This is a genomic window from Verminephrobacter eiseniae EF01-2 (assembly GCF_000015565.1).
GTDB classification, from domain to species: Bacteria; Pseudomonadota; Gammaproteobacteria; order Burkholderiales; family Burkholderiaceae_C; genus Acidovorax; species Acidovorax eiseniae.
Map to the genome: position 1 here is coordinate 1,240,619 of NC_008786.1, position 15,208 is coordinate 1,255,826.

Below are 15,208 nucleotides of genomic sequence, written 5' to 3' on the forward strand. Positions count from 1 at the left end.
CCATGGAACAGGCAAAGATTTCCTCTGCCCAGGGCACGCCGGCAGCACAGCCGACGCGCGCCCCGGCGCCGGTGGTGGCCGATGTCGACGCCGGCACGCCGGCAACGGGCTTTGCGGCATGGCTGGCGGCGCTGGCTGCCGTGGCGGATGGCAAGGCGCCAGAGCCGGGGGCCGGCGCGGACGGCAGCCCGTCGGGCCTGGCAGCGTCCGACGCGGCCGACGACGGGGGCCATGCGTTGGCGCTGGCGGCCCGGCATGGCGGCGCTGCCGGCGCAGCGGACGGGCCGGACATGCCGGACGGGCCGCCCGGCGCGGATGACGGGCTGACGGCATGGGCTGCGCTGACCGCGCTGACGGCCTTGACGGCATTGACGCAAGGCGGGCGTCCCCAGGGCCTGGTGGCCGAGACCGCCAGGCTCGATGGCTGGGCCGATCTGAAAGACGCGCAGCCCCCGGGCCTGGGGGCCGGATGGGGCCATGTCTTGGCGCGCCTGCAAAACGCGCAGATCCGGCGCGCCGCCGGCATCGGCGCGTTCGATGCGGTCGCAGGCGCGCCAGGCCAATCAGACCCATCGGCCCCATCAGGCCCATCAGGCCCATCCGCCCCGTGGAGCGTCGGGGATGCCCTGCAGCGTCTGACGGCGGCCCATGGCGCGGGCGCGGCCCTGGCGCCCGCAGCGGGCGCGGGCCTGGCACAGCAGCCGCAGTCCGCAGGCGCCACGGCCGGGCATGGCGCCGCAGCGCTGGCCACAGGGGCCGCGCCGGCGGCCCGGCTGGCCGAAGCGGCGCCGGCCATGCCGGCCTCGGCGCCTGGCCCGGGGCCTGTCGTTGCCGCGCGTGCCGACGCAGCCCCGGCCAACGCCGGCGGCGCGTGGCCCGAGGGGGCGTCCCTGCGGATGCCGGGCGATGGCGCCCCGGCGCCGGTGGCTGGCGCAAGCCCCGGCGCCAATCCCGGCGGGATCGGCGCCCAAGACCAGGTGGCCCATCAGGTGGCTTACTGGGTCCAGCCGAAAATCCAGAGCGCGCAGTTGACGCTCCAGCGCGAGGGCCAGGCCGTCGAGGTGCGCGTGTCCTTGTCCGGCAACCAGGCCCATGTCTCCTTTGGCAGCGACCAGCCGCACACCCGCGAACTGCTCGATCAGGGCCAGGCGCAACTGAGCGATCTGCTGCGCAGCGAAGGGCTGGTGCTGTCGGGCATGTCGGTCGGCATGACGGCAGGCGAGGGTGCCGCCGGCCAGGGTGCGGGCGCGCCGGAGCGCCAGCGCGCCGGCGCGCGCCAGGCGCAGGTGCTGGCTCTGGCGCCGGTCGGCACGGCGCCCCTGGCGCGTGGCGGCGGGGCCACGGACCATGCGGTGGACATCTTTGTCTGAATTGGCAGCCAGTGGCAACCAATTGGTCAATGGCATGGTTCGGGTTTTATTCTGGTGACCACGGCCTGTGCGCTGGTTCAATAATCGCTCATCAGGCCCTACCGCAAGGAACCCCACCGTGCCCGTCAAACCCCCTGCGGCAGGCAAGAAAAAGCTGTTCATCGGCATCATCATCGGCACGGTGGCGCTGGTGCTGGTGACCTGTGGCGCTGTTGCATGGTTCGTCAACCGTTGTATGCATGCCGACGACGAAGAGGGCGGCATATGCCCGCGCAGGAATGCGCCCGCTGCCTCCATCTTCTTGCCGCTGGAAAACATGGTGGTCAATCTGGCCGACCCCGGCGGGGACCGGTTTGCCCAGATCGGCATCACGCTGGAACTCGAAGATGCCCGGGCGGAGGATCGGATCAGGCAGCACCTGCCGGTCATACGCAACGCCATCCTGATGCTGGCGTCCCAGCGCAGTTCGGCCGAACTGCTGCAGCGCAATGGCAAGGAAAAACTGGCCGCCGACATCTTGCGCGAAGTGTCGCGCCCGTTGGGCTACCCGGTGCTTGCGCAGCGCGAACGCGCGGCGGCCGGGCCGCCGTCGCAGCCGTCGCAGCAGGAGGCCGCGCCAGGCCGCGCCAGCAGCGCAAGCATGGAGCGCAACCCGGTGCGCCGCGTGCTTTTTTCCAGCTTCATCATCCAGTGACCCGGGCCCCGAGGATGTGCGATGAGTGAATCATTTCTTTCGCAAGAAGAGGTCGATGCGCTGCTCGAAGGGGTCACTGGCGAGAGCCAGAAGTCGGTCCAGGATGTGGTCGAGTCCGGCAGCGTGCGCAACTACGACCTCTCCAGCCAGGAGCGCATCGTCCGTGGCCGGATGCCGACGATGGAAATCGTCAATGAGCGGTTCGCGCGCAACCTGCGCATCGGGCTTTTCAACTTCATCCGGCGCAGCCCTGAAATCTCCGTCGGCATGGTGTCGGTGCAGCGCTACAGCGCCTTTTTGCGCGAGCTGGTGGTGCCGACCAACTTCAACATCGTGGCCATCCGTCCGTTGCGCGGCAGCGGCCTGGTCGTTTGCGAGCCTTCGCTGGTGTTCGGCATCATCGACACCTTGTACGGCGGCGCCGGCAAGTTCCAGACCCGGATCGAAGGGCGGGATTTTTCGCCGACCGAGCAGCGGGTCATCAACCGGCTGGTCGACGTGATCTGCGCCGAATACAAAAAAGCCTGGCAGGGCATTTATCCGCTCGAGCTCGAATACCAGCGCTCGGAGATGCAGCCACAGTTCGCGAACATCGCCACCCCCAGCGAAATCGTGGTCTCCACGGCGTTCCAACTGGAGATCGGCGACCTGCCGGGCGCCATCCATATGTGCATGCCTTACGCGACGCTGGAGCCGATCCGCGACGTGCTGTACTCGTCGACGCAGGGCGACTCGATCGAGGTCGACCGCCGCTGGGTGCGCGTGCTGACGCGCGAGATTCAGGCCGCAGAAGTGGTCTTGGTGGCGGAACTGGCCCGTGCCGATGCCACGGTCGAGCAGTTGCTGGCGCTCAAGCCCGGTGACTTCATCGAACTCGAGCGCCAGCCGCGCATTCGGGCGGCGATCGGCGGGGTGCCGATTTTTGAATGCCAATACGGAACCCACAATTGCAGATACGCCATCCGCATCGAGAAATGCCTGCGCAATGCAGACCCAAGCTGGTTGGGAGAAAAAGATGTCAACTGAAGATGGCCCGCCCGGCGCTGGCCAGGGCGCCCCCGCAGACAACGCGGCGGACGACCCGTTCAATGGCTGGGCCGAGGCGCTGAAAGAGCAAAAACGCAGCGACGAGCCGCCCGCCGAGGGGCAGCAGGGGGGGCCCTTGAGCGGCGAGCCGGTGCGTCCCCCTCTTGCCGGCGCCGCCAGTGGCGCCAGCGCTGTCAACGGCGGCGAGCAGGTCATCAACGACATCAACCGGGTGCTGGACATCCCGGTGCAACTGTCGGTGGAGCTCGGGCGCACCAAGGTGCCGATCAAATACATACTGCAACTGGCGCAAGGCTCGGTGGTGGAGCTCGATGCACTGGCCGGCGAGCCTATGGACGTGCTGGTCAACGGCTATCTGATCGCCCAAGGCGAGGTGGTGGTGGTCAACGACAAGTTCGGCATCCGCCTGACCGATGTGGTGACGCCCTCCGAGCGCCTGCGGCGCGTCAGCCGTGGCTAGTGTCGCGTCACCGACCATCTGTCGGTCTGCGCTGGCCATCGAAGCGCAGCGCGGCGTTGCAGCGCTTGCCAATACGCTCGCGCTCGGTATTGGCCGCGCGATGCGCCTTGCGCTGCGCTCCGATGGCGGCGCGCTGCCTGCGCCATCTGACCGATGACGCGGCACTAGCGGCATGACCTCGAACCTGCTCCCCTCGGTCGCGGTGCTGCTGTTTGTCGGCGCGATGGCCTGGCTGGCCTGGCTCGTTCGGCGCCAGCGCCATGGCGCTGGCGGCCCGGCTTCCGGCGCTGCCGCGCGTGTGCTGTCTGCGGTGGCGGTCGGGCCGCAGCAGCGCGTGGTGACGGTGGAGGTCGGGCCCGAGCATGCGCGCATATGGTTGGTGCTCGGTGTGACGGCCCGGCAGGTCAGTTGCCTGCATGTGCTGCCCGTGCCGCCGCAGGGAAATGCCAATGAAAATGCCAACGACTGAAGCATCGGCGGTTCCGGCGCCGGGCCGGGCGCGGGTTTCCAGAAGCTCACGGGAACACCTGCGTCTTCGGGCGGCCGGGCGGCGCGCACTGGGGTACCTGCGCCTTCGGCTGCGGTATGAGCACCTTCGGGCGGCCGGGCGGCGCGCACTGGGGTACCTGCGCCTTCGGCTACGGTATGAGCGCCTTCGGGCGGCCGGGCGGCGCGCACTGGGGTACCTGCGCCTTCGGCTACGGTATGAGCGCCTTCGGGCGGCCGGGCGGCGCGCACTGGAGTACCTGCGCCTTCGGCTACGGTATGAGCACCTTCGGGCGGCCGGGCGGCGCTCATGGCTGCTCGCCGCGCTGGCCGGGGCCGCTGTCATGTCGGTCCCGGTGTGGGCGCAAACGGCGGGCGCTTTGCCGTTGATCGTTGGCAATGGCCCGGCGGGCAGCAGCTACTCGGTGCCGATACAGACCCTGCTGTTCTTCACCGCGCTGACGTTCCTGCCGGCGGTGCTGCTGATGATGACCGGCTTTACGCGCATCGTGATCGTGCTGTCGCTGCTGCGCCAGGCGCTGGGCACGCAGTCCGTGCCGCCGAACCAGATCATCATCGGCCTGTCGCTGTTGCTGACTTTCTTCGTGATGGGCCCCACGTTCGAGCGCGTGTACCAGGAAGCGTACCTGCCCTACACCAACGACAGCATTAGCTTCGAACAGGCATTGGACAAGGCCGAAGCGCCGATGCGCAGCTTCATGCTCAAGCAGACCCGGCAATCGGACTTCGGCCTGTTTGCCCGGCTGGCCCGGCTCGACCCGCAGGTGAGCGCGCAAACGGCGCCGCTGCGCGTGCTGGTGCCGGCTTTCGTGACCAGCGAGCTCAAGTCGGCGTTTCAGATCGGCTTCATGATCTTCATCCCGTTCCTGGTGATCGACATGCTGGTCTCCAGCATCCTGATGTCCCTGGGCATGATGATGCTGTCGCCGGTCTTGGTGGCGCTGCCGTTCAAACTGATGCTGTTCGTGCTCGCCGATGGCTGGAATTTGCTGCTCGGCTCGCTGGCAGCCAGTTTCGTGATCTGAAGGGAGATGCGATGACAGCGCAAATGGTGCTGACCATCGGGCGCGACGCCCTGAGCTTGCTGCTGATGATCTCCATGCCGGTGCTGGCGGCGGTGCTGGCCGTCGGGTTGATCGTCAGCATCTTTCAGGCCGTCACGCAGATCCATGAAGCCACCCTGGCCTTCGTTCCGAAACTGATCGCCGCGATGGCGGTGCTTGCGCTGGCCGGCCCCTGGATGCTCGGCCTGCTGGTCGATTTCATCCGCCGGACCATCGAATCCATCCCTTCGATGATCGGCTGACCTGCCGCAGGCGCCAATGGCACTGCGCGCACGGTGCGCACAGCGCGGGCCGCCGGAGACCGGAAAACAGCACGATGACCTTCTCTGAAGCCCAGATCATGGCCTGGCTGTCGCCTGTGCTGTGGCCCTTCCTGCGGGTGCTGGCCCTGTTCTCGGTGGCGCCGGTGTTCTCGGCGCGGCAACTGCCGCTGCGCGCCAAGATCGGCCTGGCCTTCCTGGTGGCGCTATGCGCCCAGGGGGTGCTGACCGATCAGCCCGTCATCAGCGTCAATGGCCGCGAGGCATTGGGCGCGGTGGCGCAGCAGGTCGCCGTGGGGCTGGCCATCGGCTTTGCGCTGCGCCTGGTATTTACCGCCGTGGAGTTGGCCGGTGAAATCATCGGTTTGCAGATGGGGCTGAACTTCGCGTCGTTTTTCGACCCCGTAGCCCATGCGCAGATCAGCGCCGTGACCCGCTTTTTCGACAACCTGGTGCTGCTGCTGTTCATCGTCGGCAACGGCCATTTGCTGGTGCTGATGGCGGTGGTCGATAGCTTTGACCGCTTTCCGGTCGACGGCAATTTCCTGCAAGCGCTCGGGCAGATGCGGCTGCACACGCTGGGGTCGGCCATATTTTCCAGCGCCCTGTGGATCGCCTTGCCGATGATCGCGCTGCTGCTGTTCGTCAATCTGACGCTGGGCATCATCTCGCGGGTTGCGCCCCAGATGAACATCTACGCCGTGGGCTTTCCGGTCACGCTCACGGTGGGCCTGTTGGGCATCACGGCCACATTGCCGATGCTGGAATCACCCGTGCTGGCGCTGATGCAGCAAGCGGTGGAACTGTTTGTCACGCAGCAGCGCTAGGCGCAGGCCGATCACCGGGGTTGTGCGCCGGAACCCCGGGAAATTTTGCCCCCCCGACGGTCCGCCCTGAAGCTCGTTGGAATGGATCGCTTCGGCGCCGCGCCGACAGATCGTCACGCGGTCGGCCAGCGGCGCCCTCGATGCGCAACGGAAGAATCTGTGCGCCAAGCCCCCAGCCAAGCCGCCAAACCGTCCGAGCGTCAATGCGAGCGTCAATGCTTCAGCCAGTTTTCGACGATCAAGCCTGGGTAAGGCGCGAAGTCGCGCTCATTGTTCGTGACCAAGGTCGCTCCCAGCGCAATCGCGTGGGCGGCGATGAGTTTGTCCAGGTGGTCTGACTTCCTCTGCCTCGTTGCGCTGCGAACCGGGCCGTAGGAGCGAGCGGCTGCGGTATCGAATGGCTCGACTTCCATCAGTTCGATGAGCGCATCGAGATTTCGGCGCTCCCGGTCAGGATCAGGGCAAACCGAAACCCCGAATTCAAGCTCGGCAAAAGTGATGGCAGACATGAGCACATCCCCAACGTAGCACTGGGCGAAGCGGCGAGAGACTTCCTCGGGCTGATGCTTCATCAGGTAAATGCACATATTGGTGTCGAGCATGTAGCGCGGCATCAGAGCGCATCCCGGTCGCGTTGCCCATGCCCGCCCCGGCCATTGGCCATGAAATCCGGGGCGAACCGGGCGAAACGCTCCATGAGGCCCGCAAGAGACGGCCGAGCCGGTCGAATCCGCAACTCGTCCCCCACGCGCTCGATGCACAGCACCATGTCCGTGCGCTCATAGGACAGCTCGGCCGGGATTCTCACGGCCTGCGAATTGCCATTGCGAAAGACTTTTGTCGTGTGCATGGAGATCACCATACCATGTGTGTACATGGATGTACCATCCCCGAATCCACAAGGTTTGTCTATGCGTCGGCAATGGCCGTCCGGGCGGCGAACAAGAAATCCAAAGCGTCACCCTCATGTCCCGGGGCGGGATCGCCCTCAGCATGAAGTCGCAGGCCCACGCCACGACGAAGGCCGTGAAGCTGGCGCTGCCCAAGCCCCACCCCTGCCAAAATTTCCGGCGGTTCCGGCGTGCCGCCCGATCACTCGGGCCGGATGTTGGCAATGGCGGCAATCTTGCGAAAGCGCGCGATCTCCTCGAGGAGAAAGCGCTGCATCTGCTCGGGCGGGTAGGGCATCAGTTCGCCGCCGGTCTTGCGCACGAAAGCGCGGGACTCCTCGGTGGCCAGCGTCTTTTGCAGCGCGGCGGCGAGTTTGCCCGCCACCTCGGCCGGCGTCTGCGCGTGCACGTAAAACGAGGTCCAGCTGTACTGCACGTACTCGTCGAAACCCTTCTCGCGCACCGTCGGCACGCCGGGCAGGTCCGGGTTGCGCGTCTCGCCCGAGACCGCCAGCGCCCGCAGCTTGCCGGCCTTGAGCAGCGGCATCGCGCCGCCGAGGTCGACCTGCGCAAAGTCGATTTGCCGGCCGATCACGTCGGTCATGATCGGCGCCTGACCCTTGTACGGCACATTGCTGAACGTGCAGCCGGCCAACTGGGCCAGCCATGCTGCGGCCAGGTGGTAGCCGGCCGAGTAGGTGCCGACGGTGAGCGGCCCGGCCTTGGCGGCGGCCAGCAAAGCCTCCAGCGTGGCCAGCGGCGAGTCGTTGGCCACCACGATCGCGTTCATGCTGCGGGCCAGGCCCGACAGCGGCTTGTAGTCCTTGACCGGGTCGTAGCCCAGGTCTTTGATGACCAGGGGGTTCACCGCCATCGGCGAGTTGCTGGCCAGCAGCAGCGTGTAGCCGTCGGCCGGCGCATGCTTGACCGCCTGCAGCGCAATGATTCCATTGGCGCCGGGCCGGTTTTCGACGACCACCGCCTGGCCCCATTGCGTGGCGAGCCGCTCGCCAAAGTAGCGCGCCGAGTTGTCGGCGCCGCTGCCGGGCGTGAACGGCACCACGATCCTGATCGGCCGCGTCGGAAAAGCGGGCAGCGCCGCCCCGGCCTGGCCCTGCGCCAAGCCGGGGCGCGCAACGGCCATGCCCGCCAGTGCCAGCAATAGCCGGCGTTTCGTGGTCTCCATCCTTTGCTCCTGATTCCGTGATGAGGCGCCTGCCGGGCCGGCATGGTCCCAATCATGGTAATGCAGGCATCCATCCTGTTAAAAAATCCCGGGACTTGCGGTCTCAGGGCTTGCGCAGAAACGCTTGCCGGTCATGTGTTGGTCATTTGCTGGCCATGATTTTCAGCACCCGGCCCGTGGTGCCGAATTTTGCGCAGGCCCCGACCCGCGACAAAACCCCCAGGCAGCAGGCGCTGGGGGTGATGGGCTGCCGGTGCGCTATATTCTGGCGCAGTGGAATTTGTTCCACGGTTGTCAGCAGTGCAAATCGTTGTTACGCCCCCGCCGGGCGGGCAACGGGTAACGGGCATCGCTGACACCCTCGCCTTTTGCGGCCCTGGCCGCAACGGATGAGCGAGACCAGATCAAGCCCTTGCATCCATCCCTTCCGTCAAAAGGAAAGCACCGTGACCGCCACCCTCCTGCCTACACATTCAATCAGCGCATCAGCGCATCAGCGCATCAGCGCATCAGCGCATCAGCGCATCAGCGCATCAGCGCATCAGCGCATCAGCGCATCAGCGCATCAGCGCATCAGCGCATCAGCGCATCAGCGCATCAGCGCATCAGCGCATCAGCGCATCAGCGCATCAGCGCATCAGCGCATCAGCGCATCAGCGCATCAGCGCATCAGCGCATCAGCGCATCAGCGCATCAGCGCATCAGCGCATCAGCGCATCAGCGCATCAGCGTAATCCTTGCCACATTGAAAGGAAAGCGCCATGCCCTCCATCATCACGATCGACAGGTCAGTCGTCAAAGCCGACGAGATGGCCACCGTCAGGTTCTCTTTCACCACTAACGAGTCCATAACCCTCCTGGGCACGCGTGGGTATCCTCACATCACCGTCACTGGCGGCGCCCTGGAGACCGTCACCCAGCCTCTTGGACTTGTAGACGGCTACTATGTCTACACCATCAGATTCATTCCTACCCGGGACCTGGAGCAATCCGACTGCCGCATCACCTACCGCAATCCCAACAGTCCAGCCGCTGACGGACAAAGCGCCGCCTTCTCTGTCGACACCCTGCGGCCCACCGTAGCCAGCGCCTCGATCGCCCAAAGCGACCTGCGCTCCGGGGAAAAAACCACCATCACCATCACCTTCAGCGAGCTGGTGCTGCGCAACACCTTCACGCTCGATGACCTGCAGGTGGGCGCCGGCAAGGGCACTTTGAGCAACCTGCGCGTCGCCCCCACCGACACCACGGCCACCACCGCCGCCGCCACCACTTGGCTGGTCGACCTGGAGGCCCCGGCCACCCTGCCCGCGACGGGCCTCGATGGCAACCAGATACGGATCAACCTCGACGGCATCACCGATCGCGTGGGCAACGCAGGCCCGCGCGGCCGTTGGAATTGGGAGACCCAGACGTACAACCCGACATACCTCCCGACTGTCAGCTACAACATCGACGCGCCGCCCACGGTCGCCATCACGGGGCAGCCCGCCACCACCCTCAAGAGCGGCGAGTCCTTCACCGTCACCTTCACCTTCAGCGAGCGCGTCACCGGCTTTGGTACCGAGGACATCCAGTACGACACCAGCAAAGGCACGCTGGGCGCTCTGACGGCGGTCGGCACCGACGGCAAGGTCTGGAGCGCCAGCTACACGCCCCGGTCTGGCATCGAGAGCGCCGACAACACCATCCGCGTGAACCTCAGCGGCGTCCGGGACGCGCGGGACAACGCCGGCGTGGGCACCAGCAGCAGCGGCAACTTCAGCATCGACACCAAGCCCCCCGAGGTCGCGGTGACGATCAGCGACGCCCGCCTCACCGCTGGCGAAAGCGCCACCATCACCTTCACCTTCAACGAGCGCGTCACCGGCTTCGCGAAAGAGGCCATCGACCTGTCCCAGGCCAACGGCACGCTCGGCGACCTGACGCCGGTCGGCACCGACGGCAAAGCCTGGTCAGCCACCTTCACCCCCACGGCCAGACTGGCGCGCACCACCAACCACCGGCTCACCCTGAACCTGGCCAATGTGCGCGATGCCGCAGGCAACGCCCCGGCGGCGAACACCTACGCGTTCAACCAGTACACCGTAGACACCATGGTCTTTGTGCTCAGCAACGCCACGGTGAATCGCGACCAGTTGGTGCTGAGCTACAGCGACGAAACGATGCTCGACGGGAACGCGGACCGTGCCCCGACCAACGAGTCCTTTACCGTGCTGGTCGATGGCACGCGCGTCGACGTCAGCCGGGTGACGGTGGATGCAGCGGCCAAGACGGTCACGCTGACCTTGGCCAGTGCCGTGGCTGCCGGCCAGCAGGTGAGCGTCGCTTACCAGGACACCGACACCAGCGACGGCAAGGCGCTACAGGAAGCCGGCACCGGCGACGACGCGGCCAGCTTTGCGGCCAGGCCGGTGACCAACCTCACCCGGCCCCCGGTCGCACCCGCCACACCGGACGCGCCGGATGCGCCGGACTCCGACCGCGACGGTGTGCCGAACAACCAGGAGGACCTGGCCCCCGGCCTGCTGCGCCCCGACGGCTCGGCCGGCTTGTCTGGCGACGGCAACGGCGACGGCGTCAAAGACAGCCAGCAGGCCGCCGTCGCTTCGACCCGCGACCAGACCCTGGTGGCCGGCAGCCAGAACGGCAAACTGATCCCGGACAGCAACGCGCGCATCACCGAACTGGTGCGCAGCGATGCCCCGGCCAAGCTGCCCAAGGGCATGGAGATGCCGATCGGCCTGACCTCATTCAAGGTATCGCTGGCCGAGGGCCGCAGCACCGAGAGCTTCAGCCTGTACGTAGACCAGGCGCTCGGCGCCAACGGCTACTGGCTCAAGAACGGCGCCGGCACCTGGGTGAACCTGGCCAGCGAACCCTATGGCGGCAAGGTGGCCAGCGAAGGCGGGCGCATGCGGCTGGACTTTCAGATCCAGGACGGCGGCCAGTACGATGCCGACGGACTGGTCAACGGCAGCATCAGCGCCCCCGGCGCCGTGGCGAAGATGCCGCTGTCCATCGTCGGGCAGTCGGCCCAGGTCGATTCGCATGGCTTTTGGTATTAGGCTTTGCGCGGCTTTGCGCGCACCGCCAGATCGGGTGGGCGGCTTGGTGTGGCGGTGCTGCGCACCGCGCCGGCCATCAGGCCGGGCGCGCGGATGGCCCCGTTCGCCGTGCTCCACGATGGCATCGAACCGTCGGGCCGCCAGCACACTGCGCAGAGCGCGCACGGCCGGCAGGTGCCCGGGCGCCTCGTGGCCGATCTGCCCGCAAGCCAAGTTCTCGCACAGGGTGCGCGATGCGCCACCCAGACCAGTTCCCCGATGACCTGCGTGCGCAGCCAGCGCAGCGACGGACCAGCTCTACCGCACGCTATCGCCCCAGGGCAACCCCGGGCTGCACAGCCTGTCGGCAATACTCGAGGCGCTGGGCTTGCGCTTGGCGGTGCAGCCCGTTGACCCACGCCATACGACGGCATGAAGGAATGGGATCGGAAGGCGCAAAAGAAAATGGCCGGCAAGGCGGCCGTGATGGCAGGGGCCAGCGCTTGCCTCGGACATGGGCCGGTCGATGGCTGAGTGCTTACCCATTCTTTCAAGAAGCAGATATCTGTTATATCTTGTCGCAGAACCCAACGACAGGACGACAGACATCCCATGACCGCCGCAAGCCCGACATCCACCTCCCCCGCACAGCCGCAGACACCGGACATTGCGATCGAGCGCAGCGGCCACACCGCCACGGTGCAGCTATGCCGGCCACCGCACAACTTCTTCGACTTGGCGCTGATCAGCGGACTGGTCGAAGCGTTCGAGGCGCTACAGGCAGACCCGCAATGCCGCGCCATCGTGCTGGCCGCGCAGGGCCGGTCGTTTTGCGCGGGGGCCGACTTCTCGGCGCCCGAGCCCGTTGCCGGCGAGCGCCGCGATCCGTCGGCGCTGTACCGGCAGGCGGTGCGGTTGTTCGCCGTCACCAAGCCGGTGGTTGCCGCCGTGCAAGGGCCGGCCGTGGGCGGCGGCCTGGGGCTGGCGCTGGTGGCCGACTTTCGCATCACCTGCGCCGAGGCGCGCTGGAGCGCCAACTTTACGCGGCTGGGCTTTCACCCCGGGTTCGCGCTGAGTTGGACGCTGCCGCGCTTGATCGGCCCGCAAAAAGCGGCATGGATGCTCTACACCGGGCGCCGCATCACGGGTGAAGAAGCGGTGCGCATCGGTCTGGCGGACGAACTGGTCGCGCAAGATCAGGTGCGCGCCCGCGCGCAGGCGCTGGCCGGGGAAATCGCGGCCTCGGCGCCGATTGCGGTGGAGTCCACCCGAGCCAGCCTGCGCGCCGGGCTGGTCGATGCGGTGCGTGCCGCCGTCGAGCATGAAGCGGGCGAGCAGCGGCAGCATTTCCAGACCCGCGATTTCCGCGAAGGCATCGCCGCCACGGCGCAACGGCGCGAGCCGGTGTTCGGGCGCCACTGACCGTACCCGGAGCCGGCATGATCGATTTCTGCTGCGGCCAAGACCTGCAGTCGATGCTCGACACCGCAACGCGCTTTGCCCAAGAGCGGCTGTGGCCTGCGCAGCGCGACTTCGAACAGCAGCGCGCCGTGCCCGAGCCGGTGCAGCGACTGGCGCGCGCGATAGGCTTTGACCGCATCGACTGGCCCGAGGCCAGCGGCGGCGCCGGCATGGGCGCGCTGGCGCGGGTGCTGGTCGGCGAGCAGTTGGCCGCCGGCTGCCCCGGCGCGGCGCTGGCGTTGCAGCCGCTGGGCAGCGTGGCGCAAGCGCTGCTGGCCTTCGGTGGCGCGGCCGCGCTGCGCGCCCATGCGCTGCCGCTGCTGGAGCGGCCGGGTGCGCGCGCGCTGCTGGTGTTCGACCCGCGCCAGCCATGGCACAGCCAGGCGCAAGGCGCCGGCGTTGCGTTGAGCGGCACCCTGCCTTGGCTGCCCACCGACCGGGTGGACCTGCTGGCGCTGCTCGGACGCACCGGGCTGCAACTGGTGACGCGGGGCATCGACCTGGTGCCCGTGCCCGGCGCGGGCCTGCAGGCTGCGGGCGCAAGCCAGGTGCGCTTGCAGTGCGCGCCGGTGGACGCAGCCTGGCACGACCCCGGGGCCGCCGCGCTGGCGCTGGCGCATGCGCGGGTGCAACTGGCGGCGCTGCTCGTGGGGCAGATGCACGCGGCAGCCGAGTATGCGCGCCGGTACGCGCTGGAGCGGGTGGCTTTTGGCCGCCCCATTGCGCACCACCAGGCGCTGGCCTTTCTGATCGTCGACATGCGCAGCGCGGTCGATGCCGCCCGGCTGCTGCTGCACGAGGCCGCCTGGCGGCTCGATGCCGGGCAGCCTGCGGGCGCGGCCGCAGCCACGGCGCTGATCGAGGCGGTGGAGAACGCCGTCTTCATCGGCGCGAACGCGGTGCAGATACTCGGCGCTGCGGGCTTCATGCGCGACCACCCGGTGGAAAAGCAACTGCGCGAACTGCGCGCGCTGGGGCTGTTGCTCGGCGGCGCGGATGCGGCACGCGAGGATGCCCTGGGCGTGGGCGGCACGGCCTCCGATGCGGCGCCATGGGCGCCGATCGCCTTTCTCGCCGACGCTGCGCAGGGAGCCTGAGATGGACTTTTCGATCAGCGCCACCGACCGGCAGCGGTTGCAGACCTTGCGCCGTCTGGGCCGCGAAGAAATGCGGCCGGCGGGCTGGCGCGCCGACCGCGCGGCGGCGCCGTTGCCGGCGGACGACCCGTTCTTTGCGCGCATGTTGGCCCAGGGGTTCGGGCGCACGCGCTGGCGCCCGGCCGGCGCGGCCGGCGCGGACAGCGCGGACAGCGCGGACAGCGCCGATGCGGCGGCGCCGAACAAGGCCGCGTCGGCCGTCGCGCAGGTGCTGCTGGCCGAAGAGGGCGCTTACTGGGACCGTGGCATTGGCGTCGCGCTGCCCGGCCCCGGCCTGGGCGAGCCGCCGCTGCTCGCGCTGGGCACGCCCGGGCAGCAGGAGCGCTTTCTCGCGCCCTTCGTCGCCCCGCAGCGGCCGATCTGGGGCGCTTTCGCGATGACCGAGCCTTCGGGCGGCTCCGACGTGGCCAACATCAAGACCCGCGCGCGGCGCGATGGCGATCACTGGGTGCTGAACGGCGCCAAATCCTTCTCGGGCAATTCGGGCCGCGCCGAGTGGATCGTGGTGTTCGCCACCATCGATCCGGCGCTTGGCCGGGCGGGTCACCGCGCCTTTGTCGTCGAGCGCGGCACGCCGGGCCTGGGCGACTTTCGCGTGGAAAAGAAGATGGGCCTGCGGGCTTACGAGTCGACCTCGTTCCTGCTGTCCGATTGCCGCGTGCCGATGGCCAACCTGCTCGGCGGCGAGGCCGGCCACGGTCAGCCCACGGGCGGCTTCAAAGGCGCGATGAACACCTTCAACGCCGGGCGGCCGGCGATTGCCGGCATGGCCGTCGGCATGGGCCGCGCCGCACTCGACGAGGCCATGGCCTGCATGTGCGAGGCCGGCCTGGCGTCCGAGCAGCGGTTGCGCGACCGGCTCGAACGCTCGCGCCGCAAGCTCAAGGCTGCGCTGCTGCTGGCGCTGCGCGCCGCCTGGCTGGCCGACCAGCGCCAACCCAACATGCTGGAGGCATCCGCCGCCAAGGCCCTGGCGCCACCGGCCGCGTTCGAGGCCGCGAGCTTCGCGATGGAGGTGCTGGGCGCCGCCGGCGGGCGTGGCGACCATCTGATCGAAAAACTGTTTCGCGACGTGAAGGCGCTGGATATCGTCGAGGGCACGGGCCAGATCCAGCGCGTGGTGATGGCGCGCCACCTCGTCGGGTTGCCGAACTGAGGCCGCCAAAGCCCCGATCCCGCACCATCGAACCGTTCATTCCCTTCGTTTTTTCATGACTGATTCAACTTCCGACGCGGCC

17 protein-coding genes and 1 pseudogene are annotated in these 15,208 nt (G+C 67.9%); 15 read left to right on the forward strand and 3 right to left on the reverse strand.

The features are described 5' to 3' along the window. Nucleotides 1-2 precede the first annotated feature (2 nt). The 9 genes from fliK to fliR all read left to right on the forward strand — a co-directional run bounded on the left by fliK (nt 3) and on the right by fliR (nt 6,229). Nucleotides 3-1,370: a flagellar hook-length control protein FliK gene (gene fliK / locus VEIS_RS30270; RefSeq protein WP_011808903.1), complete on the forward strand. Its 1,368-nt coding sequence runs from the start codon at nt 3-5 to the stop codon at nt 1,368-1,370. Nucleotides 1,371-1,488: 118 nt separating this feature from the next. Continuing rightward, a complete protein-coding gene (locus VEIS_RS05500) occupies nt 1,489-2,064 on the forward strand; it encodes a flagellar basal body-associated FliL family protein (protein WP_041949828.1) in 576 nt (191 codons plus the stop codon). Between the two features lie 21 nt (nt 2,065-2,085). Then, nucleotides 2,086-3,090, forward strand: a complete 1,005-nt coding sequence (fliM, locus tag VEIS_RS05505; protein ID WP_011808905.1) for a flagellar motor switch protein FliM — start codon at nt 2,086-2,088, stop codon at nt 3,088-3,090. Further along, a complete protein-coding gene (gene fliN / locus VEIS_RS05510) occupies nt 3,080-3,571 on the forward strand; it encodes a flagellar motor switch protein FliN (RefSeq protein WP_011808906.1) in 492 nt (163 codons plus the stop codon). The genes fliM and fliN overlap by 11 nt, the downstream gene beginning before the upstream one ends. Next, a complete protein-coding gene (locus VEIS_RS25555; RefSeq protein ID WP_232287855.1) occupies nt 3,571-3,747 on the forward strand; it encodes a hypothetical protein in 177 nt (58 codons plus the stop codon). The genes fliN and VEIS_RS25555 overlap by 1 nt, the downstream gene beginning before the upstream one ends. Further along, nucleotides 3,744-4,040 carry a FliO/MopB family protein gene (locus VEIS_RS05515; protein ID WP_011808907.1) on the forward strand — a complete coding sequence of 99 codons (297 nt, stop codon included), beginning with the start codon at nt 3,744-3,746 and terminating at the stop codon, nt 4,038-4,040. The genes VEIS_RS25555 and VEIS_RS05515 overlap by 4 nt, the downstream gene beginning before the upstream one ends. 361 nt (nt 4,041-4,401) lie before the next feature. After that, nucleotides 4,402-5,103, forward strand: coding sequence for a flagellar type III secretion system pore protein FliP (gene fliP, locus VEIS_RS05520; protein WP_049773825.1), 702 nt, complete (start codon nt 4,402-4,404; stop codon nt 5,101-5,103). An 11-nt stretch (nt 5,104-5,114) separates the two neighbouring features. Beyond that, entirely contained in the window at nt 5,115-5,384 is a 270-nt protein-coding gene (fliQ, locus tag VEIS_RS05525) for a flagellar biosynthesis protein FliQ (RefSeq protein ID WP_011808908.1), read from the forward strand. Between the two features lie 74 nt (nt 5,385-5,458). Then, nucleotides 5,459-6,229, forward strand: a complete 771-nt coding sequence (gene fliR, locus VEIS_RS05530) for a flagellar biosynthetic protein FliR (RefSeq protein WP_011808909.1) — start codon at nt 5,459-5,461, stop codon at nt 6,227-6,229. 212 nt (nt 6,230-6,441) lie between these two features. On the opposite strand, the gene VEIS_RS05535 is transcribed toward fliR, so the two are convergent. The 3 genes from VEIS_RS05535 to VEIS_RS05545 form a co-directional block, all read right to left on the reverse strand. Further along, on the reverse strand, nt 6,442-6,843 hold the full coding sequence (locus VEIS_RS05535) for a type II toxin-antitoxin system VapC family toxin (protein WP_011808910.1): 402 nt from the start codon (nt 6,841-6,843) through the stop codon (nt 6,442-6,444). After that, entirely contained in the window at nt 6,843-7,079 is a 237-nt protein-coding gene (locus tag VEIS_RS05540) for an antitoxin (protein WP_041950565.1), read from the reverse strand. Before VEIS_RS05540 ends, VEIS_RS05535 begins: the two co-directional genes overlap by 1 nt. Before the next feature lie 242 nt (nt 7,080-7,321). Then, nucleotides 7,322-8,305, reverse strand: coding sequence for a Bug family tripartite tricarboxylate transporter substrate binding protein (locus tag VEIS_RS05545; RefSeq protein WP_011808912.1), 984 nt, complete (start codon nt 8,303-8,305; stop codon nt 7,322-7,324). A gap of 446 nt (nt 8,306-8,751) precedes the next feature. On the opposite strand from VEIS_RS05545, the gene VEIS_RS28310 reads away from it, so the two are divergent. The 6 genes and pseudogenes from VEIS_RS28310 to VEIS_RS05570 all read left to right on the forward strand — a co-directional run bounded on the left by VEIS_RS28310 (nt 8,752) and on the right by VEIS_RS05570 (nt 15,126). Further along, nucleotides 8,752-9,039, forward strand: coding sequence for an FAD-dependent oxidoreductase (locus tag VEIS_RS28310; RefSeq protein WP_157048410.1), 288 nt, complete (start codon nt 8,752-8,754; stop codon nt 9,037-9,039). Between the two features lie 27 nt (nt 9,040-9,066). Then, nucleotides 9,067-11,373, forward strand: a complete 2,307-nt coding sequence (locus VEIS_RS05555; RefSeq protein ID WP_011808913.1) for an Ig-like domain-containing protein — start codon at nt 9,067-9,069, stop codon at nt 11,371-11,373. A 289-nt stretch (nt 11,374-11,662) separates the two neighbouring features. Then, nucleotides 11,663-11,788, forward strand: a pseudogene (locus VEIS_RS30275) (helix-turn-helix domain-containing transcriptional regulator); the annotation flags it as partial. A gap of 176 nt (nt 11,789-11,964) precedes the next feature. Then, nucleotides 11,965-12,774: an enoyl-CoA hydratase/isomerase family protein gene (locus VEIS_RS05560; protein ID WP_011808915.1), complete on the forward strand. Its 810-nt coding sequence runs from the start codon at nt 11,965-11,967 to the stop codon at nt 12,772-12,774. Between the two features lie 17 nt (nt 12,775-12,791). After that, nucleotides 12,792-13,910, forward strand: a complete 1,119-nt coding sequence (locus tag VEIS_RS05565) for an acyl-CoA dehydrogenase family protein (protein ID WP_011808916.1) — start codon at nt 12,792-12,794, stop codon at nt 13,908-13,910. A 1-nt stretch (nt 13,911) separates the two neighbouring features. Then, nucleotides 13,912-15,126 carry an acyl-CoA dehydrogenase family protein gene (locus VEIS_RS05570; RefSeq protein WP_011808917.1) on the forward strand — a complete coding sequence of 405 codons (1,215 nt, stop codon included), beginning with the start codon at nt 13,912-13,914 and terminating at the stop codon, nt 15,124-15,126. The last annotated feature ends 82 nt before the right edge of the window (nt 15,127-15,208 follow it).

Bases quoted from the DNA above. Each gene is read 5' to 3' on its own strand.
- fliK (WP_011808903.1), top strand. From the start codon at position 3: ATGGAACAGGCAAAGATTTCCTCTGCCCAGGGCACGCCGGCAGCACAG.
- fliM (WP_011808905.1), top strand. From the start codon at position 2,086: ATGAGTGAATCATTTCTTTCGCAAGAAGAGGTCGATGCGCTGCTCGAA.
- fliN (WP_011808906.1), top strand. From the start codon at position 3,080: ATGTCAACTGAAGATGGCCCGCCCGGCGCTGGCCAGGGCGCCCCCGCA.
- VEIS_RS05515 (WP_011808907.1), top strand. From the start codon at position 3,744: ATGACCTCGAACCTGCTCCCCTCGGTCGCGGTGCTGCTGTTTGTCGGC.
- fliP (WP_049773825.1), top strand. From the start codon at position 4,402: ATGTCGGTCCCGGTGTGGGCGCAAACGGCGGGCGCTTTGCCGTTGATC.
- fliQ (WP_011808908.1), top strand. From the start codon at position 5,115: ATGACAGCGCAAATGGTGCTGACCATCGGGCGCGACGCCCTGAGCTTG.
- fliR (WP_011808909.1), top strand. From the start codon at position 5,459: ATGACCTTCTCTGAAGCCCAGATCATGGCCTGGCTGTCGCCTGTGCTG.
- VEIS_RS05535 (WP_011808910.1), bottom strand. From the start codon at position 6,843: ATGCCGCGCTACATGCTCGACACCAATATGTGCATTTACCTGATGAAG.
- VEIS_RS05540 (WP_041950565.1), bottom strand. From the start codon at position 7,079: ATGCACACGACAAAAGTCTTTCGCAATGGCAATTCGCAGGCCGTGAGA.
- VEIS_RS05545 (WP_011808912.1), bottom strand. From the start codon at position 8,305: ATGGAGACCACGAAACGCCGGCTATTGCTGGCACTGGCGGGCATGGCC.
- VEIS_RS05555 (WP_011808913.1), top strand. From the start codon at position 9,067: ATGCCCTCCATCATCACGATCGACAGGTCAGTCGTCAAAGCCGACGAG.
- VEIS_RS05560 (WP_011808915.1), top strand. From the start codon at position 11,965: ATGACCGCCGCAAGCCCGACATCCACCTCCCCCGCACAGCCGCAGACA.
- VEIS_RS05565 (WP_011808916.1), top strand. From the start codon at position 12,792: ATGATCGATTTCTGCTGCGGCCAAGACCTGCAGTCGATGCTCGACACC.
- VEIS_RS05570 (WP_011808917.1), top strand. From the start codon at position 13,912: ATGGACTTTTCGATCAGCGCCACCGACCGGCAGCGGTTGCAGACCTTG.